General features: G+C 64.5%; 19 protein-coding genes. 17 read left to right on the forward strand and 2 right to left on the reverse strand.

What is annotated here, in order from left to right:
- Positions 1–8 precede the first annotated feature (8 nt).
- Positions 9–215 carry a hypothetical protein gene (locus tag AC1RMD_RS22895; RefSeq protein ID WP_492929690.1) on the reverse strand — a complete coding sequence of 69 codons (207 nt, stop codon included), beginning with the start codon at positions 213–215 and terminating at the stop codon, positions 9–11.
- Positions 216–396: 181 nt separating this feature from the next.
- On the opposite strand from AC1RMD_RS22895, the gene AC1RMD_RS22900 reads away from it, so the two are divergent.
- The 6 genes from AC1RMD_RS22900 to AC1RMD_RS22925 all read left to right on the forward strand — a co-directional run bounded on the left by AC1RMD_RS22900 (position 397) and on the right by AC1RMD_RS22925 (position 7643).
- Positions 397–1125 carry a Crp/Fnr family transcriptional regulator gene (locus AC1RMD_RS22900; RefSeq protein ID WP_492929692.1) on the forward strand — a complete coding sequence of 243 codons (729 nt, stop codon included), beginning with the start codon at positions 397–399 and terminating at the stop codon, positions 1123–1125.
- On the forward strand, positions 1122–2840 hold the full coding sequence (locus AC1RMD_RS22905) for a hybrid sensor histidine kinase/response regulator (RefSeq protein ID WP_492929694.1): 1719 nt from the start codon (positions 1122–1124) through the stop codon (positions 2838–2840). Before AC1RMD_RS22900 ends, AC1RMD_RS22905 begins: the two co-directional genes overlap by 4 nt.
- Positions 2837–3649 carry a response regulator gene (locus tag AC1RMD_RS22910; RefSeq protein WP_492929696.1) on the forward strand — a complete coding sequence of 271 codons (813 nt, stop codon included), beginning with the start codon at positions 2837–2839 and terminating at the stop codon, positions 3647–3649. The genes AC1RMD_RS22905 and AC1RMD_RS22910 overlap by 4 nt, the downstream gene beginning before the upstream one ends.
- 139 nt (positions 3650–3788) lie before the next feature.
- A complete protein-coding gene (locus AC1RMD_RS22915; RefSeq protein ID WP_492929698.1) occupies positions 3789–5414 on the forward strand; it encodes an NYN domain-containing protein in 1626 nt (541 codons plus the stop codon).
- A gap of 112 nt (positions 5415–5526) precedes the next feature.
- Positions 5527–6378, forward strand: coding sequence for an MOSC domain-containing protein (locus AC1RMD_RS22920; RefSeq protein WP_492929699.1), 852 nt, complete (start codon positions 5527–5529; stop codon positions 6376–6378).
- A gap of 80 nt (positions 6379–6458) precedes the next feature.
- Entirely contained in the window at positions 6459–7643 is a 1185-nt protein-coding gene (locus tag AC1RMD_RS22925) for a GGDEF domain-containing protein (RefSeq protein WP_492929701.1), read from the forward strand.
- Positions 7644–7719: 76 nt separating this feature from the next.
- Here the strand turns inward: AC1RMD_RS22925 and AC1RMD_RS22930 are convergent, their stop codons facing one another.
- A complete protein-coding gene (locus AC1RMD_RS22930; protein ID WP_492929703.1) occupies positions 7720–9702 on the reverse strand; it encodes a monovalent cation:proton antiporter family protein in 1983 nt (660 codons plus the stop codon).
- A 140-nt stretch (positions 9703–9842) separates the two neighbouring features.
- Here AC1RMD_RS22930 and AC1RMD_RS22935 point away from each other — a divergent pair, with 140 nt between their 5' ends.
- The 11 genes from AC1RMD_RS22935 to AC1RMD_RS22985 all read left to right on the forward strand — a co-directional run bounded on the left by AC1RMD_RS22935 (position 9843) and on the right by AC1RMD_RS22985 (position 18357).
- On the forward strand, positions 9843–10841 hold the full coding sequence (locus AC1RMD_RS22935; protein WP_492929705.1) for a KpsF/GutQ family sugar-phosphate isomerase: 999 nt from the start codon (positions 9843–9845) through the stop codon (positions 10839–10841).
- On the forward strand, positions 10841–11371 hold the full coding sequence (locus AC1RMD_RS22940) for a KdsC family phosphatase (protein WP_492929707.1): 531 nt from the start codon (positions 10841–10843) through the stop codon (positions 11369–11371). The genes AC1RMD_RS22935 and AC1RMD_RS22940 overlap by 1 nt, the downstream gene beginning before the upstream one ends.
- 12 nt (positions 11372–11383) lie before the next feature.
- A complete protein-coding gene (gene lptC, locus AC1RMD_RS22945) occupies positions 11384–11977 on the forward strand; it encodes an LPS export ABC transporter periplasmic protein LptC (RefSeq protein WP_492929709.1) in 594 nt (197 codons plus the stop codon).
- A gap of 28 nt (positions 11978–12005) precedes the next feature.
- The gene (gene lptA, locus AC1RMD_RS22950; RefSeq protein WP_492929711.1) at positions 12006–12587 is read left to right on the forward strand and encodes a lipopolysaccharide transport periplasmic protein LptA; all 582 of its coding nucleotides are present in this window, start codon (positions 12006–12008) and stop codon (positions 12585–12587) included.
- A gap of 2 nt (positions 12588–12589) precedes the next feature.
- Positions 12590–13342, forward strand: a complete 753-nt coding sequence (lptB, locus tag AC1RMD_RS22955) for an LPS export ABC transporter ATP-binding protein (protein ID WP_020704452.1) — start codon at positions 12590–12592, stop codon at positions 13340–13342.
- A 5-nt stretch (positions 13343–13347) separates the two neighbouring features.
- Entirely contained in the window at positions 13348–14826 is a 1479-nt protein-coding gene (locus AC1RMD_RS22960; RefSeq protein WP_492929713.1) for an RNA polymerase factor sigma-54, read from the forward strand.
- A gap of 77 nt (positions 14827–14903) precedes the next feature.
- The gene (gene hpf / locus AC1RMD_RS22965; protein ID WP_026334892.1) at positions 14904–15263 is read left to right on the forward strand and encodes a ribosome hibernation-promoting factor, HPF/YfiA family; all 360 of its coding nucleotides are present in this window, start codon (positions 14904–14906) and stop codon (positions 15261–15263) included.
- A gap of 98 nt (positions 15264–15361) precedes the next feature.
- Positions 15362–16297: an alginate lyase family protein gene (locus tag AC1RMD_RS22970; RefSeq protein ID WP_492929715.1), complete on the forward strand. Its 936-nt coding sequence runs from the start codon at positions 15362–15364 to the stop codon at positions 16295–16297.
- A gap of 32 nt (positions 16298–16329) precedes the next feature.
- Entirely contained in the window at positions 16330–17415 is a 1086-nt protein-coding gene (locus tag AC1RMD_RS22975; RefSeq protein WP_492929717.1) for an enoyl-CoA hydratase/isomerase family protein, read from the forward strand.
- A gap of 12 nt (positions 17416–17427) precedes the next feature.
- On the forward strand, positions 17428–17886 hold the full coding sequence (locus AC1RMD_RS22980; RefSeq protein ID WP_492929719.1) for an Lrp/AsnC family transcriptional regulator: 459 nt from the start codon (positions 17428–17430) through the stop codon (positions 17884–17886).
- Positions 17887–17982: 96 nt separating this feature from the next.
- Positions 17983–18357 carry a VOC family protein gene (locus AC1RMD_RS22985; RefSeq protein ID WP_492929721.1) on the forward strand — a complete coding sequence of 125 codons (375 nt, stop codon included), beginning with the start codon at positions 17983–17985 and terminating at the stop codon, positions 18355–18357.
- The last annotated feature ends 18 nt before the right edge of the window (positions 18358–18375 follow it).

The following is an 18375-nucleotide window of genomic DNA, read 5'->3' on the forward strand; positions in this document are numbered from 1 at the left end:
TTTTTTTGTCAGGACTTGAAGGTCTCGACCAGCTTGAACGCCGCCAGCGTCCTGGCGCGGGCCGCCGTCACGCGTTCGAACAAGTCGGCGGCCAGCAGGTTGTAGACCTCGATCTTGGCGCATTGCGCCAGCTCGTGCGCCATCGCATGCTCTTCCGCCAGCGCGGCCTCGTAGTCGCGGAATGCTTCCAGCCCCTCGGCACGATAAATTGACATACAACCTCTCCGGAATGCCTATGTGTGCTTCAGACTAGCACGATTGCAGCCCGAAATCCTTCCGCACGCCAGACTTGCCGCAAACGGTGCCATTGCTCCCATGTGTGTTACCCTGATGGACGGTCATCGTTTGCCGTCCCCGCCCACCGCCTAGTTGACGACTGGAACAAGGAATGTTTCCATGCGTCTTAACGACCCCAACCAGAACCACCTGCTGGCCGCGCTATTAGACGCCGAGTTCGACCGCCTGTCGCCGCACCTGGAACCGATCATGATGCGGCTGGGCGATGTGCTGTATGAATCCGGCGGCAAGCTCGATTACGTGTATTTCCCGACCTCGGCCATCGTCTCGCTGCACTATGTGCTGGAGAACGGCAGCTCGTCCGAGATCGCCGGCGTCGGCAATGAGGGCATCCTCGGCATCTCGCTGTTCATGGGCGGCAACACCACGCCCAGCCGCGCCATGGTGCAGACCTCCGGGCATGGCTACCGCCTCAAGGCGCACATCCTGATGGAAGAGTTCAACCGCGCCGGCCCCGTCATGCGCCTGCTGCTGCGCTACACCCAGGCGCTGATCACCCAGATGTCGCAGACGGCGATCTGCAACCGTCATCACACGGTGGAGCAGCAACTGTGCCGCTGGCTGCTGCTGACCTTGGACCGCCTGCCGACCAGCGAGCTGACCATGACCCAGGAACTGATCGCCAGCATGCTGGGCGTGCGGCGCGAAGGGGTGACGGTGGCGGCCGGCCGCCTGCAGGCCAACGGCTATATCAGCAACCGCCGCGGCCATATTTCCGTGCTGGACCGGGCCGGACTGGAAAGCGACGTCTGCGAATGCTATGGCGTGGTCAAAAAAGAATTCGCGCGCCTGATGTCGGACGTGCACCAACGCCAGGGACTGAAATGAAACCGATCCAACTGCCGGAAGGCCCGCTGCTCAAGGCCGACGCGCTGCAAATGGCGATCCACAACAGCGCCAACTTCTCCAGCATCGCCACCGACGCCCAGGGCGTGATCCAGATCTTCAACGTCGGCGCCGAGCGCATGCTGGGCTACAGCGCCGCCGAAGTGGTGAACCAGATCACGCCGGCCGGCATCTCCGACGCGCAGGAAATCATCGCGCGCGCCGCCGCGCTCAGCATCGAAGCGGGCGTGACCATCCTGCCGGGCTTCGAGGCGCTGGTGTTCAAGGCGTCGCGCGGCATTGAAGACATCTACGAGCTGACCTATATCCGCAAGGATGGCAGCCGCTTCCCCGCCATCGTCTCGGTCAGTCCGCTGCGCGACGCCGAAGAAAAGGTCATCGGCTACCTGCTGATGGGCACCGACAACACGGCCCGCAAGCAGGTCGAGCGCGAACAGGCGCTGCTGGACCAGCGCCTGCGCGAGCAGCAGCTGGCGCTACAGGAAACCAATGTGGAGCTGGAGGCGGCGCGCGCGCTGGCCGAGACGGCCAACCGCGCCAAGTCGGAATTCCTGTCGGCCATGAGCCACGAGCTGCGCACGCCGCTCAACGCGGTGCTGGGCTTTGCGCAGCTGCTGGCGTCGGACAAGCCGCCGCCCAGCGCCTCGCAGCAGCGTTCGCTCGACCAGATCCTCAAGGGCGGCTGGTACCTGCTGCAACTGATCAATGAAATCCTCGACCTGGCGATGATCGAATCGGGCAAGGTGACGATGTCGCAAGAATCGATGGGCTTGTCCGAAGTGCTGAGGGATTGCCAGGCGCTGATCGGCCCGCAGGCGGAAAAGCGCGGCATCCGTTTGTTCTTCGCCTCGATGAGCGAGCCATTCTTCGTGCATGCGGACCGCACGCGCGTCAAACAGGTGATGATCAACCTGCTGTCCAACGCCATCAAGTACAACCGGCGCGGCGGCAAGGTGACGGTGGAATGCGCGGCCGGCAGCAAGGGCATGGTGCGCATCAACGTCACCGATACCGGGGCCGGCCTGAGCGCCGAACAGATGGCGCAGCTGTTCCAGCCCTTCAACCGCCTGGGCCAGGAAGACGGCGCGGAAGAGGGCACCGGCATCGGCCTGGTGGTGACCAAGCAGCTGACCGAATTGATGGGCGGGTCGATCGGCGTGCACAGCGAGATCGGCGTCGGCACCACCTTCTGGATCGAACTCGGCGCCAGCAATGAGCCGGTGCTGGAGATTGCCGCCTTCGACGGCGCGCTGGGGCTCAACGGCCAGGACCACGCCACGCTGAGAACGCTGTTGTACATCGAAGACAATCCGGCCAACCTGAGCCTGGTGGAGCAACTGATCCAGCGCCGCAGCGATCTCAAGCTGTTGACCGCGATCGACGGTCACAGCGGCATCCAGCTGGCGCGCGCCTACCAGCCCGACGTGATCCTGATGGATATCAACCTGCCCGGCGTGAGCGGCTACGGCTGCCTGAAGATCTTGCAGGACGATGCCGCCACGGCGCATATTCCGGTGGTGGCGCTGTCGGCCAACGCCATGCCGCGCGATATAGAAAAAGGGGTTGAGGCCGGCTTCTTCCGCTACCTCACCAAGCCGATCAATGTGGTTGAATTCATGAGCGCGCTGGACCTGGCGCTGGAATTCGCCGCCGAACATGGCCACCTGCACACCAGTACCCACGGAAGCGCATCATGATAGATCCATCTGAAATACTCTGCGCCCAGATCCTGATCGTCGACGACCAGGAAGCCAACGTCATGCTGCTGGAACGGATGCTGGCCAACGCCGGCTACACCAATGTCAGCAGCACGATGGACCCGTTCACCGTGTGCGAGCTGCACCTGAAGCACCACTACGACCTGATCCTGCTGGACCTGCAAATGCCCGGCATGGACGGCTTCGCCGTGCTGGAGGCGCTCAAGGACATCGAGCCGGACGGCTATGTGCCGGTGCTGGTGGTGACGGCGCAGCCGAACCACAAGCTGCGCGCCTTGCAGGCCGGCGCCAAGGACTTCGTCGGCAAGCCGTTCGAGCTGGTCGAGGTGGAGACGCGCATCCGCAATTTGCTGGAAGTGCGCCTGCTGCACCGCAAGCTGCAGCGCTACAACCAGCAGCTCGAATACACGGTGCTGGAGCGCACGGCGCAATTGCGCGCCAGCGAGGCGCGCTTCCAGCGCTTCGCCGAACTGTCGACCGACTGGTATTGGGAGCAGGATGTCGACGGCCAGCTCACCAACTGGTCCGGGCCGGTGGCCGACATGGTGGGCATCGGCAGCAGCGACACCGGCGGCTGGGACGTTGCCGAGCACGCGTTACTGCAATCGAATATCGCCGAGCGCAAGGCCTTCCTGGACTTCGTCTACAGCCGCACCATAGGCGGGGCGTTGCAATACCTGCAAGTGAGCGGCGAGCCCATGTTCGACGAGACCGGCCGTTTCGTCGGCTATCGCGGCGTCGGCCGCGACGTGACGGCGATGGCCGGCATGTTTGCCAAGACCGAGTAACAGGCCGGGGCGTTGCCGCTAGTTGTCGTGTTCGTCGCGCCTGCGGCTTTGTTGGGTATAATCGCCGGATTGCCTGATCGCCGGACCGCAACGTCTGCCTTCCGCGCCCGTCTCACCTCTCACTAGAAAAATACTCTTCATGGCATCTTCCAACGATAACGTCAGCATGGCGCTGTTCTGCGATTTTGAAAACGTGGCGCTCGGTGTGCGCGACGCCAACTACGACAAGTTCGACATCAAACCGGTGCTGGAACGGCTGCTGCTCAAGGGCAGCATCGTGGTCAAGAAGGCGTATTGCGACTGGGACCGCTACAAGGGCTTCAAAGCGCCCATGCACGAGGCCAACTTCGAACTGATCGAAATCCCGCACGTGCGCCAGTCCGGCAAGAACTCGGCCGACATCCGCATGGTCGTCGATGCGCTCGACTTGTGCTACACCAAGTCGCACGTCGACACCTTCGTCATCATTTCCGGCGACTCCGACTTTTCGCCGCTGGTGTCCAAGCTGCGCGAGAACGCCAAGAAGGTGATCGGCGTCGGCGTCAAGCAGTCGACCTCGGACCTGCTGGTGGCCAACTGCGACGAATTCATCTTCTACGACGACCTGGTGCGCGAAAGCCGCCGCGCCAAGCGCGAATCCAGCCCGGAGACCAAGCCGGCCGTCAAGCGCTCGCCGGAAGAAGAGCGCGTGCGTCGCGAAGAGATGGACAAGCGCCGCAACCAGGCGGTGGAAATCGCCGCCAACACCTTCGAGGCGCTGGTTTCCGAGCGCGGCGACAGCGGCAAGATCTGGGCTTCCGTGCTGAAAGAGGCGATCAAGCGCCGCAAGCCTGACTTCAGCGAGTCCTACTATGGCTTCCGCACCTTCGGCAACCTGATCGAGGAATGCAAGGCGCGCGGTTTGCTGGAATTCGGCCGGGACGAGAAGTCCGGCGCCTATGTGTATCGCGGCACCGGCGTGGCGACGCCGGGCGAGTCGTCGGTGGACGGCGCGCCGGCCGAGGCGCAGGAAGGCGGCAAGCAGGAATCGCGCCGCAGCCGTGGCCGTGGCCGCACCGCCGCCGAGCGCTTTGCCGAACGTCAGGCCGAGCGCCAGGCGCAGCAATCGCGGGTGGCGGGGCAAACCGATGGCGACGAGGACGACGCCGACCAGCCGGCGACTGGCTACGTCGAGCCGGAACAACTGGCCGGCCAGCCGGATGCGCCCGAGGCAATGGAGGCGCCGGCCGCCGCGCCGGCAGGCGACTCCGAGCGCGGCCGTGGCCGTGGTCGCGGCAATCGCGGCGGCCGCAAGCAGGGCGAGCGCCAGGGCCAGCAGGATGCCGTAGCCGCCGCCGAAGCGCCGGTGGTGACGCAGGCTGCGGTCGAGGCACCGGTGGCCGTCAGCGCGCCGGTGGCGGCCGAGGAAGCGCCAGCCAAGAAAAAGGGCGGCCCGAAACCGCCTGCGCGCAAGCTGAAGGAGGCTGCCAAGCCGAAGGCCGAAGCGGCGGCGCCTGCCAAGGGCGGCAAGAACGCTAAAAACGTCCGTGGCGCCAAGGGTGCGGCAGTGGCCAACGGCGAACAGCCGGCGGCGGCGCCAGCCCCGGCTCCGGTCGAAGCGGCTGCGCCGGTGCCGGTATCGGTTCCGGTCGCTTCGGCCGAGTCCGACGCCAAGTCGGCGGCCAAGCCTGCCAAGGCCAAGGCTGCCGCCAAGCCGGCGGCCCGCAAGCCGGCCGCGCCGCGCGCGCCGCGTCCTGCCAAGGCGGCGGCCAAGGCCGAGGAGTAATCCCGGAGCGGGAAGGGCGGGCCGCCAGCGGCCCGCCGCCGCTGGTGCGGATGCTCGCGCCGTTGCTCGTATAATGGCAATGTTTTCATCTGCCTAACGACTGGTGCCGAGCATGCCCATCCTCTCCGAAATCACGCTGTATCCGATCAAATCCTGCGCCGGCATCGCCTTGCAGGAAGCCACGCTGACCGTCACCGGCCTGATGACCGCGCAGATCTACGACCGCGAATGGATGGTGGTGGACGGCGCCGGCGTCTGCCTGACCCAGCGCGAACACCCGCGCATGGCCTTGATCACCCCCAGCCTCAAGGGCAGCACGCTGGAACTGCGCGCGCCCGGCATGTTGCGCCTGGAAATCCCGCTCGACCTGCCCGATCCCTATCTGGCGCCCACCCTCACCACCCAAGTCTGGGACGACACCGTGCTGGCCTACGACTGCGACGACCTGACCGCCGAATGGTTCAGCAAGGCGATCGGCGTGCCGTGCCGGCTGGCGCGCTTCCACGCCAAGGCCGAACGCGCCGTCAGCCAGAAGTGGACCGGCGGCGTCGCCGCCACCACCATGTTCTCGGACGGCTACCCGCTGCTGGTGGCCGGCGCCGCCTCGCTGGACGACCTCAACGACAGGCTGCGCCAGGCCGGCCGCGAGGCCATACCGATGAACCGCTTCCGTCCCAACCTGGTCGTGGCCGGCATCGAAGCCTTCGAGGAGGACTACGTCGAAACGTTCCAGCTGGGCGATGCGCTGCTGAAACCGGTCAAGCCCTGCTCGCGTTGCCCTATGCCATCGGTCAACCAGGTCACCGGCGAGTTCGGACCCGACCCGCTGGACCTGATGCAAAGCTACCGCGCCAAGCCGGAGCTGGACGGCGCCCTGTGCTTCGGCATGAACAGCATCCTGATCGCCGGCGAAGGCCAGCACGTGCGGGTCGGGCAGGAAATCGTCGTCACGCTGGCGTTTTAACGCAGCTAGCCATTCCCAAGCGCTAAAACTTGGCGTAATGTGACATCTGGCATGAAACTAGCTGACGAGTAAGGGCATATATGACGCAAACTGCAACCGGCAAGTTCTCGCCGCAGACCGACCACGCCGCGCGCGCGGTGGATCTGGCGGCCGAAAACCAGGCCCTGCGTGCGCGCATGGCCTACCTGCTGGAGCAGGCCGAGCGCAACCACTCGATCATGACGCGCCACCAGGCCTTCGACCTGGACATCGTCAGCGCCGCCAATTTTCCCGAACTGATAGGCACCATCTTCCGCGTGCTGCCGGTGATCTCCGAGCTCGACAGCGTGACCCTGACCTTGATCGACGAAGACGCCGACATCCGCACCGTCATGGCCAAGCTGGACGTGGTGTTTGCGGACTTCCCCGAACTGATCTTTGTTGAAACGCTGGACGACCTGGGTTGCGACCTCGGCCAGCGCAACGCCTACACGCCGACGCCCAAGCCGCTGCTGGGCATGTACGACGCGCGGCGCCATGCGACGCCGTTCCCGCGGCCGCCGGCCGGGCTGCAAAGCGTGGCGCTGGTGCCGCTGCTGCGCAACAAGCGCATCATCGGCAGCCTGAACCTGGGCAGCTGCGACCCGACCCGCTTCACGCCCAGCCTGGGCACGGATTTCATCGAGCACATGGCGTCGATCATCGCCATCTGCCTGGAAAACGTCATCAGCAACGAGATGCTCAAGTACATCGGCCTGACCGATTCGCTGACCGGCGTCTACAACCGGCGCTACATCGACCGGCGCTTGCTGGAAGAGATCGCGCGCGCGCGGCGCCAGCAGTATCCGATCTCGTTCATGTACATCGACATCGACCATTTCAAGCGCGTCAACGACACCGTCGGCCACGGCGGCGGCGACGATGTGCTGCGCGAAGTGGCCATCCGCATCAAGAACGAGTTGCGCACCTCGGACGCGCTGGCGCGTTTCGGCGGCGAGGAATTCGTCGTGCTGCTGATCGACGCCAACCTCGACAGCGCCGCCTTCGTGGCCGAGCGCATCCGCGCCAGCGTGGCCGGCAGCATGATCGCCCTGTCGCAGGAATTGCAGCTGTCGGTGACGGTATCGATCGGCGTGGCCTGCCTGAATCCGGGCGAAGCCGAAGGCGATCCGGCGGCCGTCGCGCGCGCCTGGGTGGCGCATGCCGACAGCTTGCTGTACGTCGCCAAGGAAACCGGCCGCAACCGCGTAGTCAGCCGCGACCCGGAACCCCGGGGTCAAGTCTGACATTCGGACACGAGCTCTGCCGTAGCGTTGCTTACGGCAGAGCTCGTGTCCGAATGTCAGACTTGACCCCCATGGGTTAGCGCAGCAGGCGCTGCTCGGCGCGGTTGACGGCTTCGGCGGTGCCGCGCAGGACCACCACGTCGCCCGCTTCCAGCACGATCTCGGGCGTCACGTCCAGCCGGCCTTTGCCGCGGCGGATGCTGCTGACTTCGGCGCCCGTGCCGGCCACGTCGATCTCGCTCCATGGCTTGCCCACGCTGACCGCGCTGCCGCTCAGGGTGACCGAATGCAACCGCTCCAGGTCGGCCTCCTCGCCGGCGTCGCTGGCGCCGTGGAAGTAGCCGCGCAGCGATGCGTAGCGCTCTTCGCGCGCCGTCTGCACCCGGTGCACCACGCGCCGCAAGGGCACGCCCAGCATCACCAGCGCGTGCGAGGCCAGCATCAGGCTGCCCTCCATCAGCTCCGGCACCACTTCCGCCGCGCCGGCCGCTTTCAATCGGTCGAGGTCGGTGTCGTCGTGGGAACGCACGATCACCGGCAGGGCCGGCGCCAGCTCGTGCACCAGGTGCAGCACCTTCAGCGCCGACGCCGTGCTGGCGTAGGTGATCACCACCGCGCTGGCGCGGTAGATGCCGGCGGCCACCAGGCTTTCGCGCCGCGCCGCATCGCCATACGACACGTGGCGGCCGGCGCTCTGCGCTTCCTGCACCCGCTCCGGGTCCAGGTCCAGCGCGTGGTAGTCGATATTCTCTTCGCCCAGCAGGGTCGCCAGGCTTTGCCCGCTGCGGCCGAAGCCGCACACGATCACGTGCTTGTTGGTCGACATGGTGCGGCTGGCGATCTTGGTCAGCGCCAGCGACTGCATCATCCACTCGTTGCTGGACACCTTCATCACGATCTGGTCCGACTTGGCGATGATGAACGGCGCCACCAGCATCGACAGCACCATCGACGCCAGCACCACCTGGATGATGAACGGGTCGATCAGATGGCTGCCGCCCGCCAGGTTCAGCAGCACGAAGCCGAACTCGCCCGCCTGCGCCAGCGCCAGGCCGGTGCGCATCGACACGCCGTCCGAGGCGCCGAACAGCTTGGCCAGGCCGGCGATCAGCGCGAACTTGAGCAGCACCGGCCCGGCCAGCAGCACCAGCACCAGCCACCAGTGCGCCATCACCATCCGCACATTGAGCAGCATGCCGATGGTGATGAAGAACAGCCCCAGCAGCACGTCGCGGAAGGGCTTGATGTCCTCTTCCACCTGGTGCTTGTATTCGGTCTCGGAAATGAGCATGCCGGCCACGAAGGCGCCCAGCGCCAGCGACAGGCCGGCGCGCTCGGTGATCCAGGCCGCGCCCAGGGTGATCAACAGCAGGTTCAGCATGAACAGCTCCTGCGAGCGCCGCTTGACCACGATGGTGAACCAGCCGCGCACCAGCTTCTGGCCGAAGAACAGCAGCAGCGCCAGCACGATCACGGCCTTGACGCCGGCCCAGGCCAGCGTCTCGACCAGCGCGTCCGGCCGCTGGCCCAGCGAGGGTATCAAAATCAGCAGCGGCACCACGGCCAGATCCTGGAACAGCAGGATGCCGATGATCTTGCGGCCGTGCACGCTCTCCAGCTCCAGCCGCTCGGTCAGCATTTTTGACACGATGGCGGTCGACGACATGGCCAGCGCGCCGCCCAGCGCAAACGAGGCTTGCCAGCCGATCTGGATGCCCGACGGTAGTTGGGTGGCGATGGCCCAGCCGAACACCATGGTGGCGACGATGGTCAGCACCACCTGCGCCATGCCCAGCCCGAACACGATGCCGCGCATGGCCATTAACTTGGGCAGGGAAAATTCCAGCCCGATGGAGAACATCAGGAATACCACGCCGAATTCGGCCAGCGAGTGGAACGCTTCGCTCGACTCGGCCAGACCCAGCGCGTGGGGGCCGATCAGGATGCCGACCGCCAGGTAACCCAGCATCGGCGGCAAATGCATCATGCGGAAAGCGACGACGCCCAGCACCGCGCTGCCCAGCAACAACAAGGTTAATTCCAAAGGTGAAAACGTCATATCAACATAGCCAGTGTTTGTGATTCAATGCGATTATTTCGTTGTTTGTCGAACGCCGCGGGCGTTATGTTGTAACTGGCAAGTTTTTTGCTTTCTCAATTCGGCTATACTTGGGCATGAGTGTAACCCATGAAAAAACAATGCTGAAAGCTTTTGACGCAAATATGGCCGCGCATGCGTTGCGGCTGGCCCGCGACACCCTGCAGAACGAAGCAGAGGCGATCGCCGCCCTGAACGCCCGCATGGACGCCGACGACAGCGTGGTGCAGGCCATCGAACTGCTGCTGAACTGCAAGGGCCGCGTGGTCGTGTCCGGCATCGGCAAGTCCGGCCATATCGGCCGCAAGATCGCCGCCACCCTGGCCTCGACCGGCACCCCGGCCTTGTTCGTGCACCCGGCCGAAGCGGCCCACGGCGACCTCGGCATGGTGACCGCCGACGATGCCTTTATTGCCATTTCCTACTCCGGCGAAAGCGCCGAGCTGATGACCATCCTGCCGGTGGTCAAGCGCATGGGCAGCAAGGTCATCGCCATGACCGGCAAGCCGGGCTCCAGCCTGGCCGGGATCGCCGACGTGCACCTGAACGTGGCCGTGGCCAAGGAAGCCTGCCCGATGAACCTGGCGCCGACCACCTCGACCACCGTCACGCTGGCGCTGGGCGACGCCATCGCCGTCGCACTGCTGGACCTGCGCGGCTTCAAGGAAGAAGACTTCGCCCGCTCCCATCCGGGCGGCGCGCTGGGCCGCCGCCTGCTGACCCATGTGCGCGACGTCATGCGCAGCGGCGACGCCGTGCCGAAAGTCACCGCCGACGTCAAACTGACCGACGCGCTGCTGGAGATCACGCAGAAGGGCATGGGCATGACCGCCGTGGTCGACGCCGACGACCAGCCGATCGGCGTGTTCACCGACGGCGACCTGCGCCGCATGATCGAGAAGGTCCAGGACTTCACCAAGGTCGTGATCCGCGACGTGATGCACGCCAACCCGCGCAGCATTTCACCGGAAAAACTGGCGGTCGACGCCGTGGCCGTGATGGAACAGTTCCGCATCAACCAGATGCTGGTGACCGACGCCGACGGCAAGCTGGTCGGCGCGCTGCACATCCACGACCTGACCCGCGCCAAGGTGATCTGATGACGGACTTGACCTATGTGGAACGCGCCGCGCGCGTCAAGCTGATGATCTTCGACGTCGACGGCGTGCTGACCGACGGCAGCCTGCACTACGGCGCCGACGGCGAGGCGCTGAAGACCTTCAACGTGCACGACGGCCTGGGCATCAAGCTGCTGCAGGAATCCGGCGTGCAGACCGCCATCATCAGCGCGCGCACCTCGCCGCAGGTGATCAAACGCGCGGCCGACCTCGGCATCGTCCACCTGCACCAGGGCGGCCACGACAAGCTGACGCCGTTCAAGGCGCTGCTGGAAAAGACCGGCCTCACCGCCGACCAGGTCGGCTTCATCGGCGACGACGTGGTCGACCTGCCGATTCTGACGCGCGTCGGTTTCGCCGTCGCCGTGCCGAACGGCCGCGCCGAAGTGCTGGAGCGTGCCCACCACGCCACGCTGGCCGCCGGCGGCCGCGGCGCGGTGCGCGAAGTGTGCGAGCTGCTGCTGCACGCGCAGGGCACGTACGAGCGCGTGATGGCGCAATTCCTGGTTTGACGAGGATAGCCCATGCGTAAAAAAACAGCCCATCGCTGGCAGCTGACCGTCATCATGATGGTCGGCGTGTTTGTCGCCGTCGGCAGCTTCTGGCTGGTGCAGGTGGTCAACCAGGCCGGCCAGGATGCGCAGGTGGACCAGCATCGCAACGAGCCGGACTACATCATCGACCGCTTCAGCATGGTGCGCATGAACAAGACCGGCCAGCCGGCCTACATTATCTCCGGCGAGAAGCTGACCCACCGGCCGGTCGACGATACCTCCGTCATCGACAAGCCGTATGTGCACAGCCTGGCCGGCAGGCAGCCGCCGATGAATATCCACGCCGACACCGCTTTTGTCGATCAGGGCAATACGCGCGTCAAGCTCAGTGGTAATGTGGACGTGGTGCGCCCGGCCGGGCCGCAGGCGCAGGCGATGCGCATGACCACGCCGACCCTGACCGTGTATCCGGACGAAGAACGGATGGAAACCGCCAGCCCGGTGGCGCTGGAAATGGGCAACGCCACCGCCAACGGCGTCGGCATGAAGGCCAATAACGCCACCCGCGAAGTGCAGTTGGGCGGACGCGGACAGCTGACGATGCCGCCGCGCGCCGGCCATTGAGGAAACAATGATGATGAATGGAATGACGATGAAGAAACTGATACTCTCGGCGGCGATGCTGCTGATGGCGGCCGGCGCGGTCCACGCGGAAAAAGCGGATGCCAACAAGCCGACCAAGATCGATTACGACGACCTGCAAATCGACGACGTCAAGCAGATCAAGACGCTGATCGGCAATGTCGTGCTGACGCGCGGCACGCTGCTGATGAAGTCGCCGAAGGCGGTGGTGACCACCGATCCCGAAGGCTATAACTTCGTCGTGCTGACCAGCACGCCGGGGACGCTGTCGACCTTCCGCCAGAAGCGCGACGGCGCCGGCGACCAGTGGATCGAGGGCGAAGCCGAGCGCATCGAGTACAGCGACAAGACCGACCTGGTCAAGCTGTTCTCGAAAGCCCGGGTGCGCCAGCTGGAAGGCGCGCGCATGACCAGCGAAGTCAACAGCGAGTTCATTTCCTACGACAGCCGCACCGAACATTTCGACGTCAAGAATAACGTCTCCGGCGTCAGCAAGCCGGGCGCCGGCCGTGGCACCATGGTGATCCAGCCGACCATCCGTCCGGCCGCGCCGGCACCGGCCGCATCGACGCCGCCGGCCACGGAGAAGTAAGCATGGAGCCATCCTGCGGTAGCACCCTGATCGTGCGCGGCCTGCAAAAGACCTACGGCAAGCGCCAGGTCGTGCATGACGTGTCCCTGCAAGTCGAATGCGGCGAAGTGGTGGGCCTGCTCGGCCCCAACGGCGCCGGCAAGACCACCTCGTTCTACATGATCGTCGGCCTGGTGCCGTCGGACGCCGGCAGCATCGATATCAGCGGCACCGATATCTCGTCGCTGCCGATCCACCGCCGCGCCTCGCTCGGCTTGTCCTACCTGCCGCAGGAAGCGTCGGTGTTCCGCAAGCTGACGGTGGAAGAAAATATCCGCGCCGTCCTCGAAATTCAAAAAGTGGACGGCAAGCCTTTATCCAAGGCTGCCATTGATGAACGGCTCAATACCCTGCTGGCCGATTTGCAAATCGAAAAGCTGCGCGAGAACCAGGCGCTGTCGCTGTCGGGCGGCGAGCGCCGCCGCGTGGAGATCGCGCGCGCACTGGCGACCAATCCGCGCTTCGTGCTGCTCGACGAACCATTCGCCGGGGTCGACCCGATTGCCGTGATTGAGATCCAGCGCATCGTGCGCTTCCTCAAGGAACGCGGCATCGGCGTCCTCATTACCGATCACAATGTGCGCGAAACGCTGGGCATCTGCGACCGCGCATATATCATCAACCAGGGCACGGTATTGGCTTCAGGCCGGCCAGACGACATCATCGCCAACGAATCGGTGCGTCGCGTGTATCTGGGCGAACACTTCCGTATGTAAAACCCATGAAACAGTCTTTGCAACTGCGCACGTCGCAGCACCTCGCGCTGACACCTCAGTTGCAGCAGTCGATCCGGCTGCTGCAGTTGTCGACGCTGGAGCTGCACCAGGAACTGGAACAGCTGCTGACCGATAATCCGCTGCTGGAGCGCCTCGACGACCCGCTGGACCGCTCGCTGCGGCTGCTGTCGGACGGCGCCATCAGCCAGCAAGCCCCGGTCGGCGACGCGCCGCCCGAAGGCCCGCCCAACACCCAAGAGGCGCCGGCCGCCGACGCCGACAACTACGACGGCCCGGCCGCCGACACCGAAAGCACCAGCAGCGACGCCGACGTCGACTGGAGCGACGCCGGCCGCAGCAAGGCGCCCGACGACGAGGACTCGCGGCCGCAACTGGAGGCCAGCCACTGCACCTTGCGCGAGCACCTGATGGAGCAGATGCGGGTGACGGTGCTGGAGATGCGCGACCGCGCGCTGGTCGAGCTGATCATCGACGCGCTGGACGAAAACGGCTACCTCGAAGAATCGCTGGAAGAAATCCTGGCCCGCCTGCCGGAAGAGCTGGAACTGGAGCTCGACGAATTGCAGACCGCCTTGTCGATGCTGCAAAGCTTCGACCCGATGGGCGTGGGCGCGCGCAACGCGTCCGAATGCCTGGCGCTGCAGATCAAGCGCTTGCCGGGCATTCCGATGGTCACGCGGCGCATGGCGCTGGCCATCGTTGAAAATCATTTGACCTGGTTTGCCCAGCGCGATTTCAACAAATTGAAGAAGGCGCTGCTGTGCGACGACGAAGATTTGCGCGAAGCACAAACCGTCATCCGCCAGTGCAATCCGCATCCGGGCTCGGCGTTCGCGTCGGACGTGTCGGACTACGTGGTGCCGGACGTGATCGTCAAAAAAGCGCGCAACGGCTGGCAAGTGAGCCTGAACAACGACGTCATGCCGCGCCTGCGGGTGAACGCCATGTACGCCAACCTGCTCAAGCAGGGAAAAGGCGAGGGCGCGATGGGCGCGCAGCTGCAGGAAGCGAAGTGGCTGATCAAGAATATGCGCCAGCGTTTCGACACGATTTTGCGCGTTGCACAAGCGATAGTAGAACGACAAAAGAACTTTTTCTCCCATGGCGCGGTTGCCATGCGCCCCCTTGTGCTTCGCGAAATTGCTGATACACTGGGTCTACACGAGAGCACTATTTCTCGTGTAACAACTCAAAAATATATGCTGACCCCGCACGGTATGTTTGAGTTGAAATATTTCTTTGGCAGCCATGTCGCCACTGAAGCGGGGGGAGAAGCAAGTTCGACGGCGATACGCGCACTCATTGTGCAATTGACAGGAGCAGAAGACCCGAAAAATCCTTTATCCGACAGTAAGATTGCGGACATGCTGGGAGAACAAGGCATGGTGATTGCGCGACGCACTGTTGCCAAATATCGCGAAGCGTTGAAGATCCCGCCAGTCAGTCTCCGTAAATCTTTGTAGTTACTTGGTTCCTGCGCGCCCGGCGCTAATGGGCTCCGCACTAACCGTAAGAAGCGACATTATCTTTAGGAGTGTGTATGAATCTCACCATCAGTGGACATCATCTCGAAGTGACCTCGGCCATCCGTGAATACGTGCAGAACAAGCTGGAACGCGTCACCCGCCACTTTGATCAAGTGATTGATATTGCTGTCATCCTGACTGTAGATAACCTCAAAGAGAAAGAGAAACGCCAGAAGGCTGAAATCAACCTGCGCATGTCGGGCAAAACCGTCTACGTGGAAAGCCTGTCCCAGGACCTGTACGCCGCCATCGATACCTTGATCGACAAGCTGGATCGGCAGGTCATGAAGTACAAAGCCAAGGTCCAAGAGCACGGCCACGATGCGATCAAGCATCTCCCGGATAGCTACGAACCCGCTGCCGCCGCCCTATAACAACGGCCCCGGCACCATCAAACTAAGGGCGCAGAGGCGCCCTTTTTTGCGCCCAAATGGTTTAGAGTAAACGTTTTCCTCATTGCAACGGGCGTGGCATGAAACGAGCTAAACTATTTACGGCATGGATGCTGACTCTGGCGATGCCGGCCGCGCTGGCATGCACCGCGCCGCCGCCGGCCGTGATCGACATCGACGCCAACAGCTATTACTCGGATGCGCACCATTCCGTCATCGATCCGGTGCTGCGTGCGCGCAATATCGCCCACACCAAGCCGATCGACGACTTCCTGGCCGGGGTGGCGAAAAACGCCAGCCGGGGCGACGCCGCCTGCGCGCTGGGCTGGCTGGAGAGCTGGGCCGGGCAACAGGCCTTGCTGGGCAAGCTGTCCAGCGAACAGGCCTGGTATGTGCGCAAGTGGACCCTGGGCGGCATGGCGTTGAGCTACGCCCGCGTCAAGCCGGCCGCCAGCCCGGCGCAGCAGCAAGCCATCGAAGCCTGGTTCAAGACGCTGGCCGACGCCACCATGGCGCATGCCGACGCGCGCAGGGGCACGCGCAACAACCACTACTACTGGGAAGGCCTGGCGGTGACGGCGGTGGGCGGCGTCACGCACGACGAGCGCTACCTGGCCTGGGGCCGCAAGGTGTTCGAACATGCGATGGGTCAAGTTGCGGCGGACGGTGCGCTGCCGGCGGAGATGGAGCGCGCGGCCAAGGCCTTGCACTACCACGTGTTCGCGGCCGCGCCGCTGGTGATGAGCGCGTCCATCCTGGACCTGCGCTCGGCCAAGCTGGACCAGCTGATGCGCTACACGCTGGCCGCCGCGCAAGATCCGTCGGCGATGGAAAAGGCCACCGGTTTCGCGCAGCAGCGGGCTAACGCCAGCGAGCTGTCGTTCGCCATTATCTATGCGCGGCACGAGGGCAGGGCGGAGCTGATGCCGGCCAAGGCCAACTTCCAGCCGCGCCTCGGCGGCGACCTCAACCTGGCCAATCCGCTGGAGCATCTGGCGCCCCGCAACTCGCAGTAGAATAGGGTTTTTTCCACCACCCCAAGCACCTCATGAGCGAATACGTCCACACCAGCGTCAGCAACGGAACCGGCTTCATCACACTGGACCGGCCCAAGGCCTTGAATTCTTTGTCGCTGGCGATGGTGCGCGATATAACGCAGGCGCTGATGGCGTGGCGCGACGACAGCGGCGTGGCCGCCGTGGTCATCCGCAGCAGCAGCGAAAAGGCCTTCTGCGCCGGCGGCGACATCCGCTTCTTCTACGACGCCGGCCGCGCCACGCCGCAGGGCGGCAGCGCGCTGGTGGAAGATTTTTTCACCGAGGAATACGCGCTCAACCACCTGATCCATTTTTATCCCAAGCCCTACGTCGCGCTGATGGACGGCGTGGTCATGGGCGGCGGCATGGGCGTGGCGCAGGGCGGTCCGGACTGCCGCGTGCGCATCGTCACCGAGCGGACCAGGATGGCCATGCCGGAAGTGAACATCGGCCTGTTCCCGGATGTGGGCGGCAGCTATTTCCTGGCGCGCGCGCCGGGCAAGCTGGGCTGCTATTTGGGCGTCACCGGCGTCACCATCGGTGCGGCCGACGCGCTGCACGCGGGGCTGGCCGATCACTTTGTGCCGGGCAGCGAAATGGCGGCGCTGTCGGCGCTGCTTGAGTCGACTCCGGGCGCGGTTTTGGCCGAGGCCATCGCGGCTTTCGCGGCGCCGTTCAAGGATGCTGCCGGCGACAGCAAGCTGGCCGTCGAGCGCGCCGCCATCGATCGCCACTTCGGCGCCGCTTCGGTGCCCGCCATCGTCGCCTCGCTGACAACCGACGACAGCGCCTTCGCGCAAAAGACGCTGCAAGTGATGGCCTCCCGCTCGCCGCTGATGATGTGCGTGACGCACGAGCTGGTCCAGCGCGGCGCCGCATTGGACGTGGCCGATTGCCTGCGCATGGAGCGCACGCTGGTGCGCCACAACTTCGAGGACGGCGAAGTGATCGAAGGCGTGCGCGCGCTGGTCATCGACAAGGACAACGCGCCGCAATGGAAGCCGGCCTCGCTGGACGAGGTCGGCGAGGCGATGGTGCAACGCTTCTTCCAGCCGGTGTGGCCGGACTACGCCCACCCGCTGCGCCACCTGGACTAAGCGCCGATGGCCGTGGAACTGGACCGACTCGACATCCAGATACTGAACCTGCTGCAGGACGACGCCAGCATCCCGCTGCGGCGCATCGCCGAGCAAGTGCACGCGTCCGCCGCCACCTGCCAGCGCCGCATCGCGCAGTTGCGCGCCAACGGCGTGCTGGTCAAGGAGGTGGCGCTGGTGGACCGGGTGCGCGTCGGCCGTCCGCTGACCGCGTTCGTCACGGTGCAGCTGGAGCAGCTGAATACCTCGCTGTTGAAAATGTTTGAATCGCTGATGCGCGAAGAGCCCGACGTCATGGCCTGCTACGAAGTGGCGGGCGAATTCGACTTCATGCTGGTGGTGACGGCGGTGTCGATGGAAGCGTTCCAGGCCTTCACCCGGCGCGTGTTCACGTCGAATAACAACGTCAGCAACTACAAGAGTTTGCTGGCCATGAACTGCGCCAAGTTCGAGACCAAGGTGCCGTTGTGAAGATCGAGTAATTCTTGCAGCGGGACGGGTGAGTTTGCAATTTTGTCTCACCGCCGCTCAGTATGATGGGCCTTCCAACTTCAGGAGGGCAGCATCATGATCGACCACGTTTCCATCGGCACCCGCGCACTGCCGCGCGCCACGGATTTCTACACCGCCTGCTTCGCGCCGCTGGGCTACACCTTGCAGCACAGCGACGCCACCCAGGTGATTTACGGCGCCGACGGCGCCTGGAGTTTTTGCCTCTACCCGTCGACGGCCGAAGGCGTGCTGGTCGGCGATCGCGCCCATGTGGCCGTCGCCGCGCCCAGCCAGCAGGCGGCCAGGGCGTTCTTCGACGCGGCGATGGGTTTGGGCGCGACGCCCTTGCGCGAGCCCGGCTTGCGGCCGGACATCAACGAGTGCTATTTCGGCACCATGATCAAGGACCCGGACGGCCACACCATCGAAGTGGTGCACTGGAGCCGCTGACCAGGACTGCTCGCATGG

It is taken from the genome of Duganella sp. GW822-FHT06D06 (assembly GCF_058799615.1).